Annotated in this window: 12 protein-coding genes; 4 read left to right on the forward strand and 8 right to left on the reverse strand. The window is 76.9% G+C overall.

The genetic code is table 11. The features are described 5' to 3' along the window. Positions 1-39 precede the first annotated feature (39 nt). Both OTB16_RS15075 and OTB16_RS15080 read right to left on the reverse strand, forming a co-directional pair. Positions 40-2,232, reverse strand: a complete 2,193-nt coding sequence (locus tag OTB16_RS15075; RefSeq protein WP_267720659.1) for a phage holin family protein — start codon at positions 2,230-2,232, stop codon at positions 40-42. A gap of 219 nt (positions 2,233-2,451) precedes the next feature. Then, positions 2,452-2,856 (reverse strand): recombinase family protein, encoded by a 405-nt coding sequence (locus tag OTB16_RS15080; protein ID WP_267720660.1) that lies wholly within the window; start codon positions 2,854-2,856, stop codon positions 2,452-2,454. A gap of 120 nt (positions 2,857-2,976) precedes the next feature. Between OTB16_RS15080 and OTB16_RS15085 the strand changes: the two genes are divergently transcribed. Beyond that, a complete protein-coding gene (locus tag OTB16_RS15085; RefSeq protein ID WP_267720661.1) occupies positions 2,977-3,753 on the forward strand; it encodes an MBL fold metallo-hydrolase in 777 nt (258 codons plus the stop codon). Then, positions 3,750-4,400, forward strand: a complete 651-nt coding sequence (locus OTB16_RS15090) for a DedA family protein (protein ID WP_267720662.1) — start codon at positions 3,750-3,752, stop codon at positions 4,398-4,400. Before OTB16_RS15085 ends, OTB16_RS15090 begins: the two co-directional genes overlap by 4 nt. Positions 4,401-4,569: 169 nt before the next feature. Here OTB16_RS15090 and OTB16_RS15095 read toward each other — a convergent pair whose 3' ends face one another. Both OTB16_RS15095 and OTB16_RS15100 read right to left on the reverse strand, forming a co-directional pair. Then, the gene (locus OTB16_RS15095; protein ID WP_267720663.1) at positions 4,570-5,982 is read right to left on the reverse strand and encodes an amidase; all 1,413 of its coding nucleotides are present in this window, start codon (positions 5,980-5,982) and stop codon (positions 4,570-4,572) included. A 248-nt stretch (positions 5,983-6,230) separates the two neighbouring features. After that, positions 6,231-7,457, reverse strand: coding sequence for an aminotransferase class I/II-fold pyridoxal phosphate-dependent enzyme (locus OTB16_RS15100; protein WP_267720664.1), 1,227 nt, complete (start codon positions 7,455-7,457; stop codon positions 6,231-6,233). Positions 7,458-7,789: 332 nt separating this feature from the next. On the opposite strand from OTB16_RS15100, the gene OTB16_RS15105 reads away from it, so the two are divergent. Continuing rightward, positions 7,790-8,608, forward strand: a complete 819-nt coding sequence (locus OTB16_RS15105; protein WP_267720665.1) for a methyltransferase domain-containing protein — start codon at positions 7,790-7,792, stop codon at positions 8,606-8,608. A gap of 59 nt (positions 8,609-8,667) precedes the next feature. On the opposite strand, the gene OTB16_RS15110 is transcribed toward OTB16_RS15105, so the two are convergent. The 3 genes from OTB16_RS15110 to OTB16_RS15120 form a co-directional block, all read right to left on the reverse strand. After that, a complete protein-coding gene (locus OTB16_RS15110) occupies positions 8,668-10,635 on the reverse strand; it encodes a DUF5107 domain-containing protein (protein ID WP_267720666.1) in 1,968 nt (655 codons plus the stop codon). Positions 10,636-10,832: 197 nt separating this feature from the next. Beyond that, positions 10,833-11,732, reverse strand: coding sequence for an arginase family protein (locus OTB16_RS15115; protein WP_267720667.1), 900 nt, complete (start codon positions 11,730-11,732; stop codon positions 10,833-10,835). Positions 11,733-11,807: 75 nt separating this feature from the next. Next, positions 11,808-12,362 carry a GNAT family N-acetyltransferase gene (locus tag OTB16_RS15120; protein ID WP_267720668.1) on the reverse strand — a complete coding sequence of 185 codons (555 nt, stop codon included), beginning with the start codon at positions 12,360-12,362 and terminating at the stop codon, positions 11,808-11,810. A 35-nt stretch (positions 12,363-12,397) separates the two neighbouring features. Between OTB16_RS15120 and OTB16_RS15125 the strand changes: the two genes are divergently transcribed. Then, a complete protein-coding gene (locus OTB16_RS15125) occupies positions 12,398-13,126 on the forward strand; it encodes a hypothetical protein (protein ID WP_267720669.1) in 729 nt (242 codons plus the stop codon). 43 nt (positions 13,127-13,169) lie between these two features. Here the strand turns inward: OTB16_RS15125 and OTB16_RS15130 are convergent, their stop codons facing one another. Next, positions 13,170-15,158: a S9 family peptidase gene (locus OTB16_RS15130; RefSeq protein WP_267720670.1), complete on the reverse strand. Its 1,989-nt coding sequence runs from the start codon at positions 15,156-15,158 to the stop codon at positions 13,170-13,172. Positions 15,159-15,168 lie beyond the last annotated feature (10 nt).

Below are 15,168 nucleotides of genomic sequence, written 5' to 3' on the forward strand. Positions count from 1 at the left end.
GGTCGCCCCATGGTCGGCCACCGCGAAGGGCGCTCCAAATCAGCGGGTTTCGTCCCGTACGGCACCCTCTACGGAAGGAAGGGTTCCGCCTGCGGCCCCCTCCGGCCGGTGATTCTCCGCCGCTACCCCGGCCGCTGGTTCGGCAGCCGCCCCGGCCGCTGGTTCGGTCACCCCGCCGGGCACCGCCCCCGCCGCGCGCGCCCCGGGCCGTGCGCCCTGCGGGAGACCGACCGGGACCTGCGGACCGTCCGCCTCGCGCACCCAGCGCCGCAGTACGCCGTGCACCGCCTCCGCGCCCACCAGGCCCGCGCCCGGCTCGGACAGCACGGTCGGCCACATCAGGAACGGGTGCCCCTGCTCCCCGCCGAGTCCGCCGTGCGAGCCGATCTGCTCCTCGAAGGCGTGCACCGCCCCGGTCTCGGGGTCGTACGCCGAGTTCACCATGACGTCCGCCACGTGCGGGAAGGTGTCGGTACGCCGGACCGCCGCCGCGGCGCCCGGGCCGAAGGGGGCGAGCAGCGCCTCCGCCGCGCCGGGGACGTCGAGCCGGGCCTCCGCCCCGCCCGGGCCGAGCACCACCCCGTCGACCAGCAGGAAGCCGACGCCCGGATGGTTGGCCAGCGTCGTCAGCAGAGCCGGGTGCGCGCGCTCGATCCACTCCCGCGCGGCGCGGCCGGGGACGTCCGGGAACGAGATCAGCCCGAGGTTGCCGGACGCGAGCACCACCGGGTCGGAGCCCGGCCCCGGGTGGGCCTCCTCACCCTCCTCCACCGGCCGGTGGAGGACGGTGAGGAAGGCGGCCCGGGCCTCGGCTCCGCTGCGGGTACGGCCCGCCCGGCGCGAGACGGGCAGCCCGCAGCCCGCCCGCACCAGGTCCTTGAGGGTGAGCCCGTACCGGCCGAGGAAGGTCTCCCCCGGGCTCTGGCCGTGGTCGGAGAGCAGTACGACCCGGTAGGCCCGCGGTGCGTGCTCGGCGACCCGGTTGATCAGCGCGAGGCTGCGGTCGAGGCGGGCCAGCACCTTGTCGGTGTCCCGGCCGCGCGGGCCCGAGTGGTGGGCGACCTCGTCGTAGGCGACCAGGTCGGCGTAGACCGCGGCGCGGCCGGCGAGCATGTCGCCGATCACCGCCGCCACGACCACGTCCCGTTCGACGACGGTGGCGAAGGCCCGGATCAGCGGGTAGAGCCCGCCCCGGCCGATCCGCGGCTCCTCCTCGCGCAGCCGCGCACGGACCGACTGGCCGATCTCGCGGCCCACCTCGGCGACGAAGGACAGCGCGGTGCGCACCGCGTTGGCCGGATCGCAGAAGTACGCGAAGTAGCCCGCGCGGGACCGGTTCGCGGGGCCGCGCCGGGCCGAGACGGAGAGCACCAGCGCCAGCTGGTCGGCGCCGCCGCTGAACAGGTTGCCCCGGCTGGCGCCGTCCAGGGTGAGCAGGCCGCCGTCACCGGTGCGCGCGATGGCCCGGCGCTGGAGCTCCGCGGCGCTGGTGGGCCGGTTGCAGACCACCACCTCGCCGGTGTCCTTCTCGTACCAGCGGAAGGCGGGCACGTCGAAGGTGGAGCCGTGCAGGATGCCGAGCTGGCTCGCGCCGGTCTGGCTGGACCAGTCCGTACGCCAGGACGTGACCCGGTGGCTGCTCTCCAGCAGGCCGGCCACCGTCGGCATCAGCCCGCTGCCCGCCGCGTGGCGCAGCACCTCGTATCCGACGCCGTCGAGCTGGAGGAAGACCAGCCCGGGCGGGGCCGCGCCGGCTCCCGGCGCCCCGGTCCGGCGGCGGCGCCGGTCGGCGAGGCGGTAGAGCCGCCTGCGGTACGCCTCGTCGTCGCGTACGGCGAGCGCGGTGGAGGTCGCCGACGCCACCGCGGACATCACCGCGGCGACCACCACCGCGGTGTCGGGGGCCACCTCGCCGCCGGAAGGGACCAGGCTGAGCGCGATCAGCAGCACCGAGCCGTTCAGGAAGAAGACGAGCAGCCCGAGCACCAGCGCGGGCACCAGCAGCAGGGCCCGGACTAGGACGGGCCAGACGAGCGCGCTCAGCAGGCCGAAGACCCCGGCACCCCAGGCGGCGGTCAGCCCGATCTGCGTGACGCTGTCACCGTCGCCGGACCGGAGCCGGAAGTCCGGCAGGATCCCGGCCAGGGCGAGCATCGTGAGGGTGGACACCGCCCAGACGAGGATCACCCGCACCAGGGCGGCGCCCGTGGTCCGCCACCGTCCTCGCAACACGCCGCACCCGCCTCACCGTCCCGCCCCTTGGGCCCGGCCTCAAGGCTCGCACAACCGCGCTCACCCGGCCGGGCGACACCGGCCGCGCACGGATGTTCGCGGCCGCAGGTCAGGCACGGTGCGCCCCGGGGCACCGGTCACGCGCGGATACAGGTGCCGTCGGTCACGGGCCGTCGGTCACGAGCCGTAGGTCACGAGCCGTAGGTCACGAGCCGTAGGTCACGTGCCGTCGTAGCCGGCGGTCGGCATGGACAGCCGGCGGTGCACCTCGGCCTTCATTCCGGAGGTGTAGGCGGGCTCTTCGTACCCCGCGGTCTCCAGCCGTACGCCGCGGCGCCCGCACTCGGCGGCGAACTCCTCGACGGAGCGCAGCGCCCGGGCCAGCACCCGGTGGTTGGCGGCGACGAACAGGTCGACCTCGCCCGCGTCCACGCCCGACCACAGTCCGCAGTGGTCCGGACGCGTCCCGTAGACGAGCAGCTGACGCGTCACCACGTAGCCGTGGTCCGCGGCCCAGCGCGCACACATCGCCTGCTGGCTGCGGGTGTCCACGGCGAAGGGATCGGCGTCCAGGTCCTCGAGCGGGGTCAGGCTGGCGATAGCGGCCACGCGCAGCTCTTCCATGGCCCCCGACCCTACTCGGATCCGGTGCCGGGGAGGAGGGGTCCGCCGGCTCCGGTTCGGGGCGGATCGGCGGGGCAGCCTCTAGGCTCGGTGGCGGACGTGCGAGGGAGGGAGGCCCGGGTGCCGGTCGAGATCACGTGGTGGGGGCACGCCACATGCACGGTCGAGGACTCCGGGGTGCGGCTGCTGACGGACCCGCTGTTCGCGCGGCGCCTCGCGCACCTGCGGCGGCGGCGCGGCGCGCTGCCCCCGCCCGAGGCGGCGCTCGCGGACGTCGTGCTGGTGTCGCACCTGCACTCCGACCACCTCCACCTCCCCTCCCTGGCGCTGCTCGCGCCCGGAACCCGGCTGCTCGTGCCGCGCGGCGCCCGCCGGGCGGTGCCGGGACTGGCCCGGACCGCCGGGCAGCGGGACCTGGCCGTGACGGAGGTCGCGCCGGGCGACGAGTTCTCCGTACGCGCCGGGGTCCGGGTGCGGGCGGTCAGTGCCCGGCACGACGGACGGCGGCTGCCGTACGGGCCGCAGATCGCGCCCGCGCTCGGGTACGTCGTCGAGGGTGCGGCTCGCACGTACTTCGCCGGTGACACCGGCCTGTTCGACACGATGGCCGAGGAGGTCGGCCCGGTGGACGTGGCCCTGCTGCCGGTGGGCGGCTGGGGCCCGTACCTCGGTCCGGGGCACCTGGACGCCGGGCGGGCGGCGCGGGCGCTGGCCGAGCTGGCCCCGGCGGCGGCGGTCCCGGTGCACTACGGGACGTACTGGCCGATCGGGATGGACGCGGTGCGGCCGCACGAGTTCCACGCGCCGGGCGAGGAGTTCGTGCGCCGCGCGCGGCGGCTCGCGCCCAAGGTGACGGTACGGGCCCCCGCGCACGGCGAGCGGGTGCGGCTGCCGTGAACCCGCTCGACCTGGCGGCGGCGGCCGGCCAGTCGCCGCAATCCGCCCAGCAGGCACTGGGCTACCCGGCGCTGTTCGTCCTGGTGGCGCTCGGGGCGCTGGTGCCGGTGATCCCCACGGGCGCGCTGGTCAGTTCGGCGGCGGTGGTGGCGTTCCACCACCAGTCGCCGCCCTTCGGGGTGCTGCTGGTGGTCGGGGTCGCGGCGGTGGCCGCGTTCACCGGGGACATCGCGCTGTACTGGCTCGGGCAGCGCGGGGTGCGTTCGCGGGGCGGCTCGCGGTGGCTGAAGCGGCTGCGCGGCCGGGCCACGCCCGAGCGGCTGGAGCAGGCGCAGACGAAGCTGGACGAGCACGGGGTGCTGGTGCTGGTGGTGTCCCGGCTGCTGCCGGCGGGCCGCATCCCGGTCATGCTGGCCTGCCTGCTGGCGGAGCTGCCGCTGCGGCGCTTCGCCCACGGCGACGCCCCGGCCTGTCTCGCCTGGGCGGCCGCGTACGGTCTGATCGGCATCCTGGGCGGCTCGCTCTTCTCGGAACCGTGGAAGGGCGTGGCGCTGGCCGTCGTCCTGACCCTGCTGATCAGCGCGGGCCCGGCGCTCTGGCGGTGGCTCAGGCCGGACCGGTCCGACGGGGCGGCCGGCCCGGTCTGACGGGGCGGCGACGCTGCGGGCCGACGACGCGGGCCGACGACGTGGCGGCGGGCGGCGCGCCATGGCGGCGGCCGCAGGGGCGGACCCACAGTGCGGGAGACCGTTGTCCTGTCCGCTGTTGACGGGGGGAATGTCCGATGCGTGTTCGTCGTACCGTCGCGGGTCCGCGTCACTCGGGGAGGACGGGCCTGCGGCCCGCCCACGGCCGCACGGCTTCCAGCTGTGCGGCCACCCCCACGAGGGTGGTCTCGTCGTGCTCCCGGCCCACCAGCTGGACCGCCAGCGGCATCCCGTCCGCCCCTGATCCGGCGGGCACGGAGGCGGCGGGATTGCCCGTGACGTTCCACAGCGCGGTGTACGCGATCATCGGGAACGAGCGGGCCATCGCACGGAACAGGCCCGCGCCGTCCAGGGCACCGACACGCCGCGGCCGTACGGCGAGGGTCGGGGTCAGCAGCACGTCGACCTCCTCGAACACCCGGTTCGCGCGGACGGCCATCCGCTCCCCGGCGCGGACCGCCCGCTCCACGACGGCCTCGGGTGCCAGCCGGGCCAGCCGCAGCGTCTGCCGGGTGCGCCGCTCCAGGAGCTCCGGCCGCTCCATCGCCGCCGCCTCGGACCGGACCCCGCCGCCGAACTGCGGGAGGAACGCCGCCGTGGTGTCGGGGTAGCGCGGGTCGACCGGCCGCACGTCGTGGCCCAGCTCGCGCAGCGCCCGTACGGTCTCGCGCAGGGCCCGTACGTGGTCGGGGTGCGGGCGTACGCCGGGCACCGCGGCCTTCGCCGAGTACCCGATCCGCAGCCTGCCCGGGTCGGTGGACGCCGCCGCGGTGAAGCTCGTACGGGTGGGCCGCGCGGTCCAGCGGTCTCCGGCGGCGGGTCCGCTGAGGACGTCGTACAGGACGGCGCTGTCCAGCACGGTGCGGGTGAGCGGTCCCACGGTGCCCAGGGCGTACCACAGGTGCGGGTGGGGGGCGGTGGAGACGCGGCCCCGTTGCGGCTTGAGGCCGAACAGGCCGCAGCAGGCCGCCGGGATGCGGATGGAGCCGCCCCCGTCGCCGCCGAGCGCGGCGGCGACCAGGCCGGCCGCGACGGCGGCCGCGCTGCCGCCGCTCGAGCCGCCGGTGGTCCGGGCGGTGTCCCAGGGGTTGCGGGTGTAGCCGTGGGCCGCCGACTCCGTGAACGGCCACTGGCCGAACTCCGGCATGGCGGTCTTGCCGATGATCACCGCGCCGGCCGCCCGCAGCCTGCGCACCGCCTCGGAGTCGCCTACGGCCGGGGTGCGGTTGGCGGCGCCGCCGAAGGTCGTCACTTCGCCTTCGACGTCGAGCTCGTCCTTGACCGCGATCGGCACGCCCTCCAGGGGGCCGGCGTCCGCGCCGGACGCGCGTGCCGCGTCCCGGGCGTCCGCCTCGGCCAGGGCCCGGTCGGCGCGGACCACGCGGAACGCGCCCAGGTGGCCGTCGATCCGCGCGGTGCGGCGCAGCGAGGCCTCCACCAGCCGCCGGGCGGTCACCTTGCCCGCGCGGACGAGTTCGGCCTGCCGCGCGACCCCCAGGTACAGCAGCTCCGCGTCGTCCATGTGCGCGCCTCCCGGGGACGGACCGGACCTCGGGTGGGGTTCGGTTCGCACGGTGTTGTCCACAGGTGTCGTCCGGTCCGGCGGAGTCGTCCGGCGGAGTCGTCCTGCTGGGGTGATCTTGAGCAGCGAACGGAGCGTATCCGCCGTGCGGTGCCCGCACAATGACGCGGGCGTCCGCCCCGGGGCGCGGAGGCTGCGGCGGTGAGGGCGGGCGGCTGCGGCGGGGAGGACGGGCGGGCGGGCCGGCGTCAGGCGAGCCCCCGCAGGACGGACCCGAGCCGCTCCAGGGACCGCCGTACGTACGGGAGTTCCAGCGGGTCCCGGGCGGTGAGCGCGGCCAGCCGCTCCTCGGGGTCCGCGCCCAGCAGCGGCCCGGTCGACAGCCTGACCCGCGGCGCGACCGACTCGTCCGCGAACCGCTGCCCGCCCGGGGTGGGCGCGCCGAGGCGGCCGCCGAGCCAGTCCTCCAGTTCCATGGCGTCGCCGACCCCCTGCCGGGCGAGTCCGGCGCGCAACGGGGTCAGATCGGCGTACACGTGCCGGCCGGCCTGCGGGGGCCTGGCCAGCGCCCCGACGGCGAGCAGCTCGCGGTGTGCGGCGGCGGCCACCGCGCCGTGCAGGGCGGCGGACGCGCGGGCCCGCTCGGCGACGGCGACCGGCTCGTCGAGGGCGTACGCGGCGGCTCCCGCGACCGGTCCGGCCGTGAACGCGCCGGTCGCGGTGAGGACGTCGAGGGTGCGGGCGCGCAGCCAGGTCCCGCGCGGGGTGTCGGGGAAGCGGACCACGGCGGCCGGCCAGCCCGCGGGCAGCAGCGCCACGGCCAGGTCGACCAGGACGGCGGCCTGGTCGGGGAGCATCTCGGCGGGACTCAGGATTAGGGTCTCGTGCGGCCGGTGCAGGGTGTCGCGCCAGCTCTCGTCGCTGACGACGAACAGCCCGGCCGACTCGGCGGCCTCGCAGGCCTCGCGGAGCATCTCCGGCGGCGGCACGGTGGCGGTCGGGTCGTCGGCGACCGACAGCAGCAGGAGGCGCGGGTCGCCGCCTTCGGCGCGCACCCGTCGTACGGTCTCCAGCAGCGCGTACGGGTCCGGTACGCCGCCGCACTCGGCCGGGGTCGGCACGTGGTAGGCCCGTCGTCCCAGCAGCCGGACCTGCGGCGTCCACCAGGCGGGACAGGGGCGGGGCAGCAGCACGTCACCCCCGTACGCGCCGATCAGCGCGAGCAGCAGCGCGGGCGCGCCGGGGCCCGCGGTGACGTTCTCCGGGGTGGTCGCCAGCCCCCGCCGCCCCCAGTACCGGCAGGCGGCCTCGCGTACGGACCTCCCGCCGCCGACGGGCTCGGGCGCCGCGCGTCCGGCGGCCGCGGCGAGCACCGACACCAGCTCGGGCAGCACGGGCAGGCCCGGCTGGGGCGCGGGAGGGCCGTACCGGACCGGACCGCGGCCCTCCGCCGTCGTGCGCTGCGTCCCCGCCACCGCGTCCCGCCTTCCGGGCTCGTCCCGTCGACCCGCCCTGACCTTTATACGATGGTTCACCCCGCCATGCCCGTTGTCGTGCCACGGAGAGGGCGGCCGGCAGCCGACGGGCCGGCGCACCGCTCCGGGCGTCGCGGCCGACGAGCCCGCCCGGACGTCACCGACGCCACGGCCGGCGACCATCCGCCGCCTCCCTGCCCGCCGCCTCCCTGCCCGCCGCCATTCTTGGCACTTGGCACGGCACGATGGTGTCCACATGACGAAACGGCCATCTCGAATGACGAACACATCCCTTACGGTGGGGGCATCCCTTCGACGACGAGGAGCCGGCCATGGACGCCGCCAAGGAGACCGCCGTCTACACCCACGGCCACCACGAGTCGGTGCTGCGCTCGCACCGGTGGCGCACCGCGGAGAACTCGGCCGCGTACCTGATCGGTGAGCTGCGCCCCGGCATGTCGGTGCTGGACGTCGGCTGCGGTCCGGGCACGATCACGGCCGACCTGGCGGAACGGGTCGCGCCGGGCGGCCGGGTCACCGCCGTGGACGCCGCCGCGGGCGTCGTGGACCAGGCCCGGCGGTACGCGGCGGAACGCGGCCTGACGGGCATCGAGTTCGCCACGGGCGACGTCCACGCCCTGGACTTCCCCGACGACTCCTTCGACGTGGTCCACGCCCACCAGGTGCTCCAGCACGTCGGCGACCCGGTCCGGGCCCTGCGCGAGATGCGGCGGGTGTGCCGTCCGGGCGGGATCGTGGCCGCGCGGGACGCCGACTACGCGGCCATGACCTGGTACCCGGCCACCCCCGGCCTGGACGAGTGGCTGAGCCTGTACCGCCGGGTCGCCCGCGCCAACGGCGGCGAGCCGGACGCGGGCCGCCGGCTGCGCGCCTGGGCCCGCGAGGCGGGCTTCACCGAGGTCGCGTCCTCGGCGACGTCGTGGTGCTATGCCACCCCCGGGGAGGCCGCCTGGTGGTCGTCCCTGTGGGCGGACCGTACGACGGCCTCGGCCTACGCGGACATCGCCGCCCGCGGCGGCCACGCGACGCCCGCGGAGCTGGCCGCCGTCGCCGCGGCCTGGCACGCCTGGGGCGCGGACCCGGACGCCTGGTTCTCGGTCCTGAACGGGGAGGTCCTGTGCCGGGCGTGAACCGCGGCCCCGGCGGGCCTTGAAGCACCCCGCCATCGCGGCCCCGCCGGACCGGCTCCCTACCCCGGGGGCCGCATCCGGAAGTCGTAGCGGGCCGGCAGGGGCCGGCCGGTGAGGGAGGCCCAGACCTCGCCGAGGGTCTCCTCGCCCTCCCGGAGGTCCGGGATCTCGAAGCCGTCCTCGAAGACCCGCCGGGCGGCCGCCACGTGGCCCTCCGCCGCCAGGAGGCGCGCCGCCAGCAGCCGGAAGCGCCCCTGCTCGCGCTGGGCCGGCCGCAGCCGGTCCCAGACCCGGCGGGCCTCGGGCAGCCGCCCCGCGGCCAGCAGTGCCTCCATCGCCTCCCGGCCCAGCGCCGACTCCGCCGCGGCCCACGGCTCGCCGCCCCGGCTCTCCACGGCCAGGTCCTCGAACGCCTCCGCGAAGCCGTCGGCCGCCCGCTCCGGGGCGCCGGCCAGCGCGTCCGCCACCGCCAGGCACCTCAGCAGCGGCCACCGCGACGGGGCCGACGCCAGCCCGCGCTCCCAGCTCCGTACCGCCTGGGCCACGTCGCCGGCGTGCCACTGCGCCACGCCCAGGTGGTACTCGGTCAGCGGGTCCGCCGGGGCCGTCTCCAGCATGTCCCGCCAGTGCGCGGCGACCAGGCTCGGCCCCGGCGGCGCCACCCGGCGCGGTGCGGGGAAGACGCCCGTGCGCCACAGCTCCAGCCACGGGGCCTGCTCTTCGCCCAGCGTGGACTCCCCGAACGGCGTGCCCGGCAGCTTGAAGCCCGCGCGCAGCACCTCCAGGGCGCCCCAGCCCGTCCCGGCGGCCAGCCGCTCCCCCGGTTCGGTGTCGGCGCACCCGCGCCACGCCTCGTACGCCGCGTCCACCCGCTCCCGGGGCAGTACGGCCTCCAGCGCGGCCCCGGCGGCGCCGGACGCCGCCGCCCAGTCGGACCCGTGCACCGCGCCGGGGTCCGCCGCGAGCGGGCCGTAGGCCTCCAGCCAGCTGAACTCCGCCCCGCCGTCCAGTCGTACGTGCTCCAGCTGGGTGCGGGCCAGCCCGGCCTGGATCTCCGCGTAGCCGCCCGTGCCCGGCTCGGTCAGCCACTCCTGCCAGCGGCGGCCGCCACGGCCCGCTCCCCAGGCGAACAGCTTGCGCCCGCGCAGCCGCCCGGTGGAGGTCTGCACGAGCCCCTTGCCGGCGGCGTCCAGCGAGGCGATCCAGGGCCGCTCCCCGCTCCGGACCTCGTAGAAGAAGTCGGCGGGGTACTCGCCGGCCGCCGGGTACGTACGGTCGGCGCCCTCCCACTCGGGCACCGGGACGCGGCGCAGGGCGCGCTCGTACCCGAAGTGCCAGGCCTCGTCGGCGGGGGCCAGGACCCGCGTGCCGGGTTCCTCCGGGACGGCGGTGTTGGACCACCAGTACACGGGGGCGGGCCGCTCGTGGGGGTTGCGCACGCGGACGCCGACGTACAGGAACTCCGAGTCCCCGGGCAGCCACAGGTCCACCTGGAACGGCAGGTCGCGCAGCCTCTCCCACTCCCACAGCCGGACCATCACGCCCCCGTCGGGGGCCGGGACGAGCGCGGCGTGCAGGGGGGTGCAGGAGAGCGCGGAGTGCCCGGTGGCGCCGGTGTTCCACTCGATGCCGCCGGAGAACCAGGCGCCGTTCAGGGCGAAGTCGGCGGGCTGGAACACCGGGTTGCGGTAGAGCAGTTCGCGTCCGGTGGGCAGGTGGACGAGCGAGTGGACCCGGCCGCCGAGGCCGGGCAGGACGGTGACCCGCAGGTGCTCGTTCTCGATGACGATCGTGTCGAACTCGCGCTCGGAGCGGTCGCGTCGGTAGCCGTCCCGGATCCGGACCGGCAGCAGGGAGCGCAGCGCCCCGTACCCGATCTGCCGCACCGAGTCGCGCGGCAGCCCGGCGTACGTGCGCTCGTCCGGGGCGGGGACGGCGTCGGGCGCGCGCAGGGCAGGCAGCGGGTTCTCGGGGCCCAACGGGGCGGCGGGCAGGGTCAGTACGGCGCGTCGGACGGTGGTGGCCATGGGGAAAGGGAACACGCCACGACGGCCGGTGCACAGGGGTTCCGCGCAGGACCACCGGTCAGGATTACGCAAAGGCCCCTGCGCGGGATCCCGCGCGGCGCCGCGCGCTGGGGCCGGACCGGCGGGGACCGGCGGGGACCGGCGGGGACCGGCGGGGACCGGCGGGGACCGGCGGGGACCGGCGCGGCCGGTACCGCTCACGCGAAGGCGCCTGCGACCAGGTCCGCGAGGAGCACTCCGGCGCGCCCGTCCGGGTCGAGGTCCGGGTCGTAGATGGTGACGTTGAGGCCGACGCAGCGCGGCGAGCGCAGCAGCACCCCGAGCAGCTCGGCGAGTTCGTCGGGGACGAGGCCGCCGGGGTCCGGGCTGTCCACCGCCGGCATCACGCCGGGGTCCAGCACGTCCGCGTCCAGGTGCACCCAGAACCCGGCTGTGTCCGGCGGGTGCAGCCCGTCCAGGGCGGCCCGCGCCACCGGCCCGGCGCCGCGCTCGCGGATCTCGCCGACGGTGGCCGTCCGGATCCCGGCCGCCCGCAGCTCGGGCAGGTCCGCGTCCCCGTCGCGCAGCCCGAAGAGCCGTACGTCCTCGTCGCGCAGGTACGGCCGCAGCCCCTCCAGGTCCGCGAGGCAGGCCTGCCCCCGTCCGGTGCCCAGGGCCAGTTCCTCGCCGCCGGCGGCGCCGACCGGGCCGTTCACCGCCTCGTTCCCCGGGTGGCGGAAGTCGGCGGACCCGTCGATCGCGGCCAGCCCGTACCGGCCGATGCGGCGCATGGCCAGGGACGCGCCGAGCTGGATGGAGCAGTCCCCGCCGAGCACGACGGGGAACTCCCCGTCCCGCAGGTGCCGTTCGACGCGGTCGGCGAGGGCCACCGTGTACGCGGCGAGGGCGTCGGCGTTGAACACGCCGTCGCCCTCCTTCCAGTCGCCGCGGTCGTAGCGCGGCGGGACCACCACCCCGCCCTCCCGCGCGCCGAGCCGGGCCAGCAGGCCCTGCTCCCGCAGGGCTCCGGCGAGTTTGTACACCCCGGGCACGGTGCCGGGCGCGGGCGGTTTCAGACCGAGGTTGGACGGGGCGTCGAGGAGCACGAGGGATCGCATGGACCCATCCTGCGCCACGGCGCCCCGCGCCACGAGGTCCTGTGTCTCAGCGTCCCGCGCCGCGCCGCGTCGCTCTCAGCGGCGCAGCATGGTGGCCGTGATGGCCCACCGCTCGTGGTCGCGCCAGGCCCCGTCGACGTGGAGGAAGTCCGGGGACAGCCCCTCCAGCCGGAAGCCCGCGCCGCGGACGAGGGCGATCGAGGCGGCGTTGCCGGGCTGGACGTTGGCCTCGAGGCGGTGCAGCCCGAGCCCCTCTCCCTCCGGGGCGAAGGAGTGGTCCAGGACCAAGGCGAGGGCCTCCCGGAACAGGCCCCGGCCGGCGGCGTGCGCGAAGGCGCCGTAGCCGAGGGCGCCGCACTCGAAGACGCCCCGCACGATGTTGTTGACGTTGACGAAGCCCGCGATGGCGCCGGTGGCACGTTCGCAGACCAGGAACCCGGCGCGGCCGTCGCCCCCGGCCAGGCGGGCCGCGTACGGCTCGAACTCCTCCAGGGTGGCGGGCGGGAACAGCCAGGGGCGGTGCAGCTCGCGGCTCTCGTGGGCGCGGGCGGTGAATTCGGGCCCGTCGGCGGCCCGGAGGGGGCGCAGGCCCACCCGGCCGCCCTCGCGGAGGTACGTGGAAAAGGACATCCGTCCAGGTTAGGAGGTGTGACAGGATCCCCGGCATGATCACCACCCAGGACCCGCACTCGCTCCTGCTCGCGGCAGCGCTCGACAACGCCGCGTGGTGCGAAGCGGTCTGCCGCGCCCACGGGCTCCCGGGCGTGTCCACCGCGGACGCCTGGACCAGCCCGCGGCGCACCCCGCCGCTGTACCCGGACGCGGTGACGCTCACCCCGGGCGGCGCGTCGGCGGCCGCGCTGCTGGCGGCGATCGACACCGGCTCCCCGGGCTGCTCGGTCAAGGACAGCTTCGCGGCGCTCGACCTGGGCCCGGAGGGCTTCCGGGTGCTGTTCGAGGCGCAGTGGATCCACCGCCCCGCCGGGCCCCCGGCGCCGGCCGGCGGACCGCCCCTGGAGTGGTCCGGGGTGTCCACCGCCGGAGAGTTGCACCGGTGGGAGGCCGCCTGGGGCGACGGGGAGCCCTCCGGCCTGTTCCGGCCCGCCCTGCTGACCGGCGGGACCGTCTTCCTGGCGGGCCGCGCCGACCCCGGCGGCCGGATCGTCGCCGGGGCGGTCGTGAACCGTACCGGGCCCGTCGTGGGCGTCTCCAACCTGTTCGCCCGCGGCGACACGCCCGTCGGCGCCGCCTGGGCGGGCACCCTGGCCGCGGTCGCGGCCCGCTGGCCGGGGCTGCCGGTGGTGGGCTACGAGTCGGGGGACGACCTCGACGCCGCCCTCCGGGCGGGCTTCACCACCCTCGGCCCGCTCCGCGTCTGGATCGCGGCGGCCTGAGCGGCGGGAACAGGCCGGGCACCGCCCTTGGGGCTCATCGTGCTCACGGCTCCAGCCGCAGCAGCGGCACGTCGGCCCGCTCGATGCCGAAGACCTGCGCGTACAGGGAAAGTTCGGCCTCCAGCGCCCGGATCATGGTGTCCGCCCGCCGGAAGCCGTGCCCCTCGCCCTCGAAGGTCACGTAGGCGTGCGGCACCGGCCGGCCCCGCAGGGCCGCCAGGAAGCGCTCGGCCTGGGACGGCGGGCAGACCGCGTCGTCCAGCCCCTGGAGCAGCACGAACGGCGCGGTGATCCGGTCGGCGCGGGACACCGGCGAACGCTCGCGGGAGCGCGCGGCGAGGAACTGCGGCGGCCCGGCCAGGCCTTCGATGTAGCGGGACTCCAGGTCGTGGGTCTCCTCCGCGAAGCCGGTCAGGTCCAGTACGGGGTAGATGATCGCGGCGCAGGCGTAGAGCGGGGTGGCCGCCAGCGAGGCCGCCGCCGTCCAGCCGCCGGCGCTGCCGCCCCGGATGGCGAGGCGGTCGGGGTCGGCGGTGCCCTCGGCGGCCAGCGCCCGGGCCACCGCCGCGCAGTCCTCGACGTCCACCACGCCCCACTGCTCGCGCAGCCGCTCGCGGTAGGCGCGTCCGTAGCCGGTGGACCCGCCGTAGTTCACCTCGACGACGCCGATGCCGCGCGAGGTGAAGTAGGCGATGTGCAGGTCGAGTACGGGCGGCACGTGGTCGGTGGGGCCGCCGTGCGCCCACACCACGTACGGGGGCAGCTCGTCGGCCGCGGCCCGCCAGGCGGGGTGGTGCGGCGGGTAGACGTGCGCGTGGATCTCCCGGTTGTCGGGGCCGGGGAAGGTGCGGCTCTGCGGCTCCGGATAGTAGGCGGGGTCCACCGGGTCGACCCCCTCCGCGCCCACCACGCGGGCGTGCCCGGTCGCGGTGTCCAGCTCGACCACCTCGTACGCGCTGCGCGGGCTGGCGGCGACCCCGTACACCCGGGTGCCGCTCACCGCGAGCGTGGGCTGCCAGGCCGTCCACGGCCCGGCGGCGTCCACGAGGTCCCCGCTGTCGGGGTCCAGGACGCCGAGCACCGAGGAGCCCTGGCCGTGCAGCACGGCGACGAGCCCGTCGGGGAGCGCGGCGATCCAGCGCAGCCCCGGCTTCCACAGCGGGCCGCCGAACTCCTCGTCCCGGGGGCACAGGTTGACGGCGTCGCCGCCCTCCGGGTCCACCCGGTACGGGTTCCACCAGCCGCCGCGGTCGCTCACCGCGAGGAGGGTTCCGCCGGGCGTCCACTCCACCTGGGCGACGGCCTCCTCGGGGCCGCCGAGCACGGTGCGGGCCCCGGTCAGCTCCCCGTCGGCGGTGACCTCGGCGAGCCGCAGCTCGGTGCCGTCCCAGGGCATCCGGGGGTGGTCCCACACGAGCCAGGCCGCGCGCCGCCCGTCCGGGGAGATCCGGGGGCCGGTGCTGAACCGGTGCCGCGCGTCGGCGAGTTCCCGTACCCGGGAGCGGTCCGCGGCGGCCGATCCGTCGAGCGGGACCGCCGCCAGCACCCGGCGTACGTCGGTGGGCGCGGGCCCGGTGAACTCCTCGAGCACGCACCACACTTCGGCGTCGCGCAGGACCGGGTCGGCCCAGCGCAGCCCGCCGCCGACGGAGGACGGCGGGGTGAGGGGCCGGGGGTCCGGCCCGCCGGAGGCGTCGGGCTCGAACGCGTACAGGCGCTGGTCGGCGAAGTGGACGAAGACCACCAGGGGCCCGCCCGCGGGCCGTTCGGCACCCGCCCAGGGCCGGCCGCCGTACTCGGTGAACCGGCTGCGCACGTTCCACGGCGCGGGCAGCGCCGTGACCTCGGGTCCGTCGTCGGCGGGGCGGCGGCGCACCAGGGTGCGGCGGCCGCCCTCCTCGGGCCGGGGTTCGGTCCACCACACCTCGGAGCCGACCGTGCCGACGTACTCGGGGTGCCCGTCGAGCGAGGCGGCCAGGGCCGCGTCGATCGGCGAGGGCCAGCTTCCGTAGGGCCGGGTCACCGCCGCCATCACAGGGTCT

It is taken from the genome of Streptomyces antarcticus, from assembly GCF_026627255.1.
GTDB lineage: Bacteria > Actinomycetota > Actinomycetes > Streptomycetales > Streptomycetaceae > Streptomyces > Streptomyces antarcticus.

Bases quoted from the DNA above. Each gene is read 5' to 3' on its own strand.
- OTB16_RS15080 (WP_267720660.1), bottom strand. From the start codon at position 2,856: ATGGAAGAGCTGCGCGTGGCCGCTATCGCCAGCCTGACCCCGCTCGAG.
- OTB16_RS15095 (WP_267720663.1), bottom strand. From the start codon at position 5,982: ATGGACGACGCGGAGCTGCTGTACCTGGGGGTCGCGCGGCAGGCCGAA.
- OTB16_RS15105 (WP_267720665.1), top strand. From the start codon at position 7,790: ATGGACGCCGCCAAGGAGACCGCCGTCTACACCCACGGCCACCACGAG.
- OTB16_RS15110 (WP_267720666.1), bottom strand. From the start codon at position 10,635: ATGGCCACCACCGTCCGACGCGCCGTACTGACCCTGCCCGCCGCCCCG.
- OTB16_RS15115 (WP_267720667.1), bottom strand. From the start codon at position 11,732: ATGCGATCCCTCGTGCTCCTCGACGCCCCGTCCAACCTCGGTCTGAAA.
- OTB16_RS15120 (WP_267720668.1), bottom strand. From the start codon at position 12,362: ATGTCCTTTTCCACGTACCTCCGCGAGGGCGGCCGGGTGGGCCTGCGC.
- OTB16_RS15125 (WP_267720669.1), top strand. From the start codon at position 12,398: ATGATCACCACCCAGGACCCGCACTCGCTCCTGCTCGCGGCAGCGCTC.
- OTB16_RS15130 (WP_267720670.1), bottom strand. From the start codon at position 15,158: ATGGCGGCGGTGACCCGGCCCTACGGAAGCTGGCCCTCGCCGATCGAC.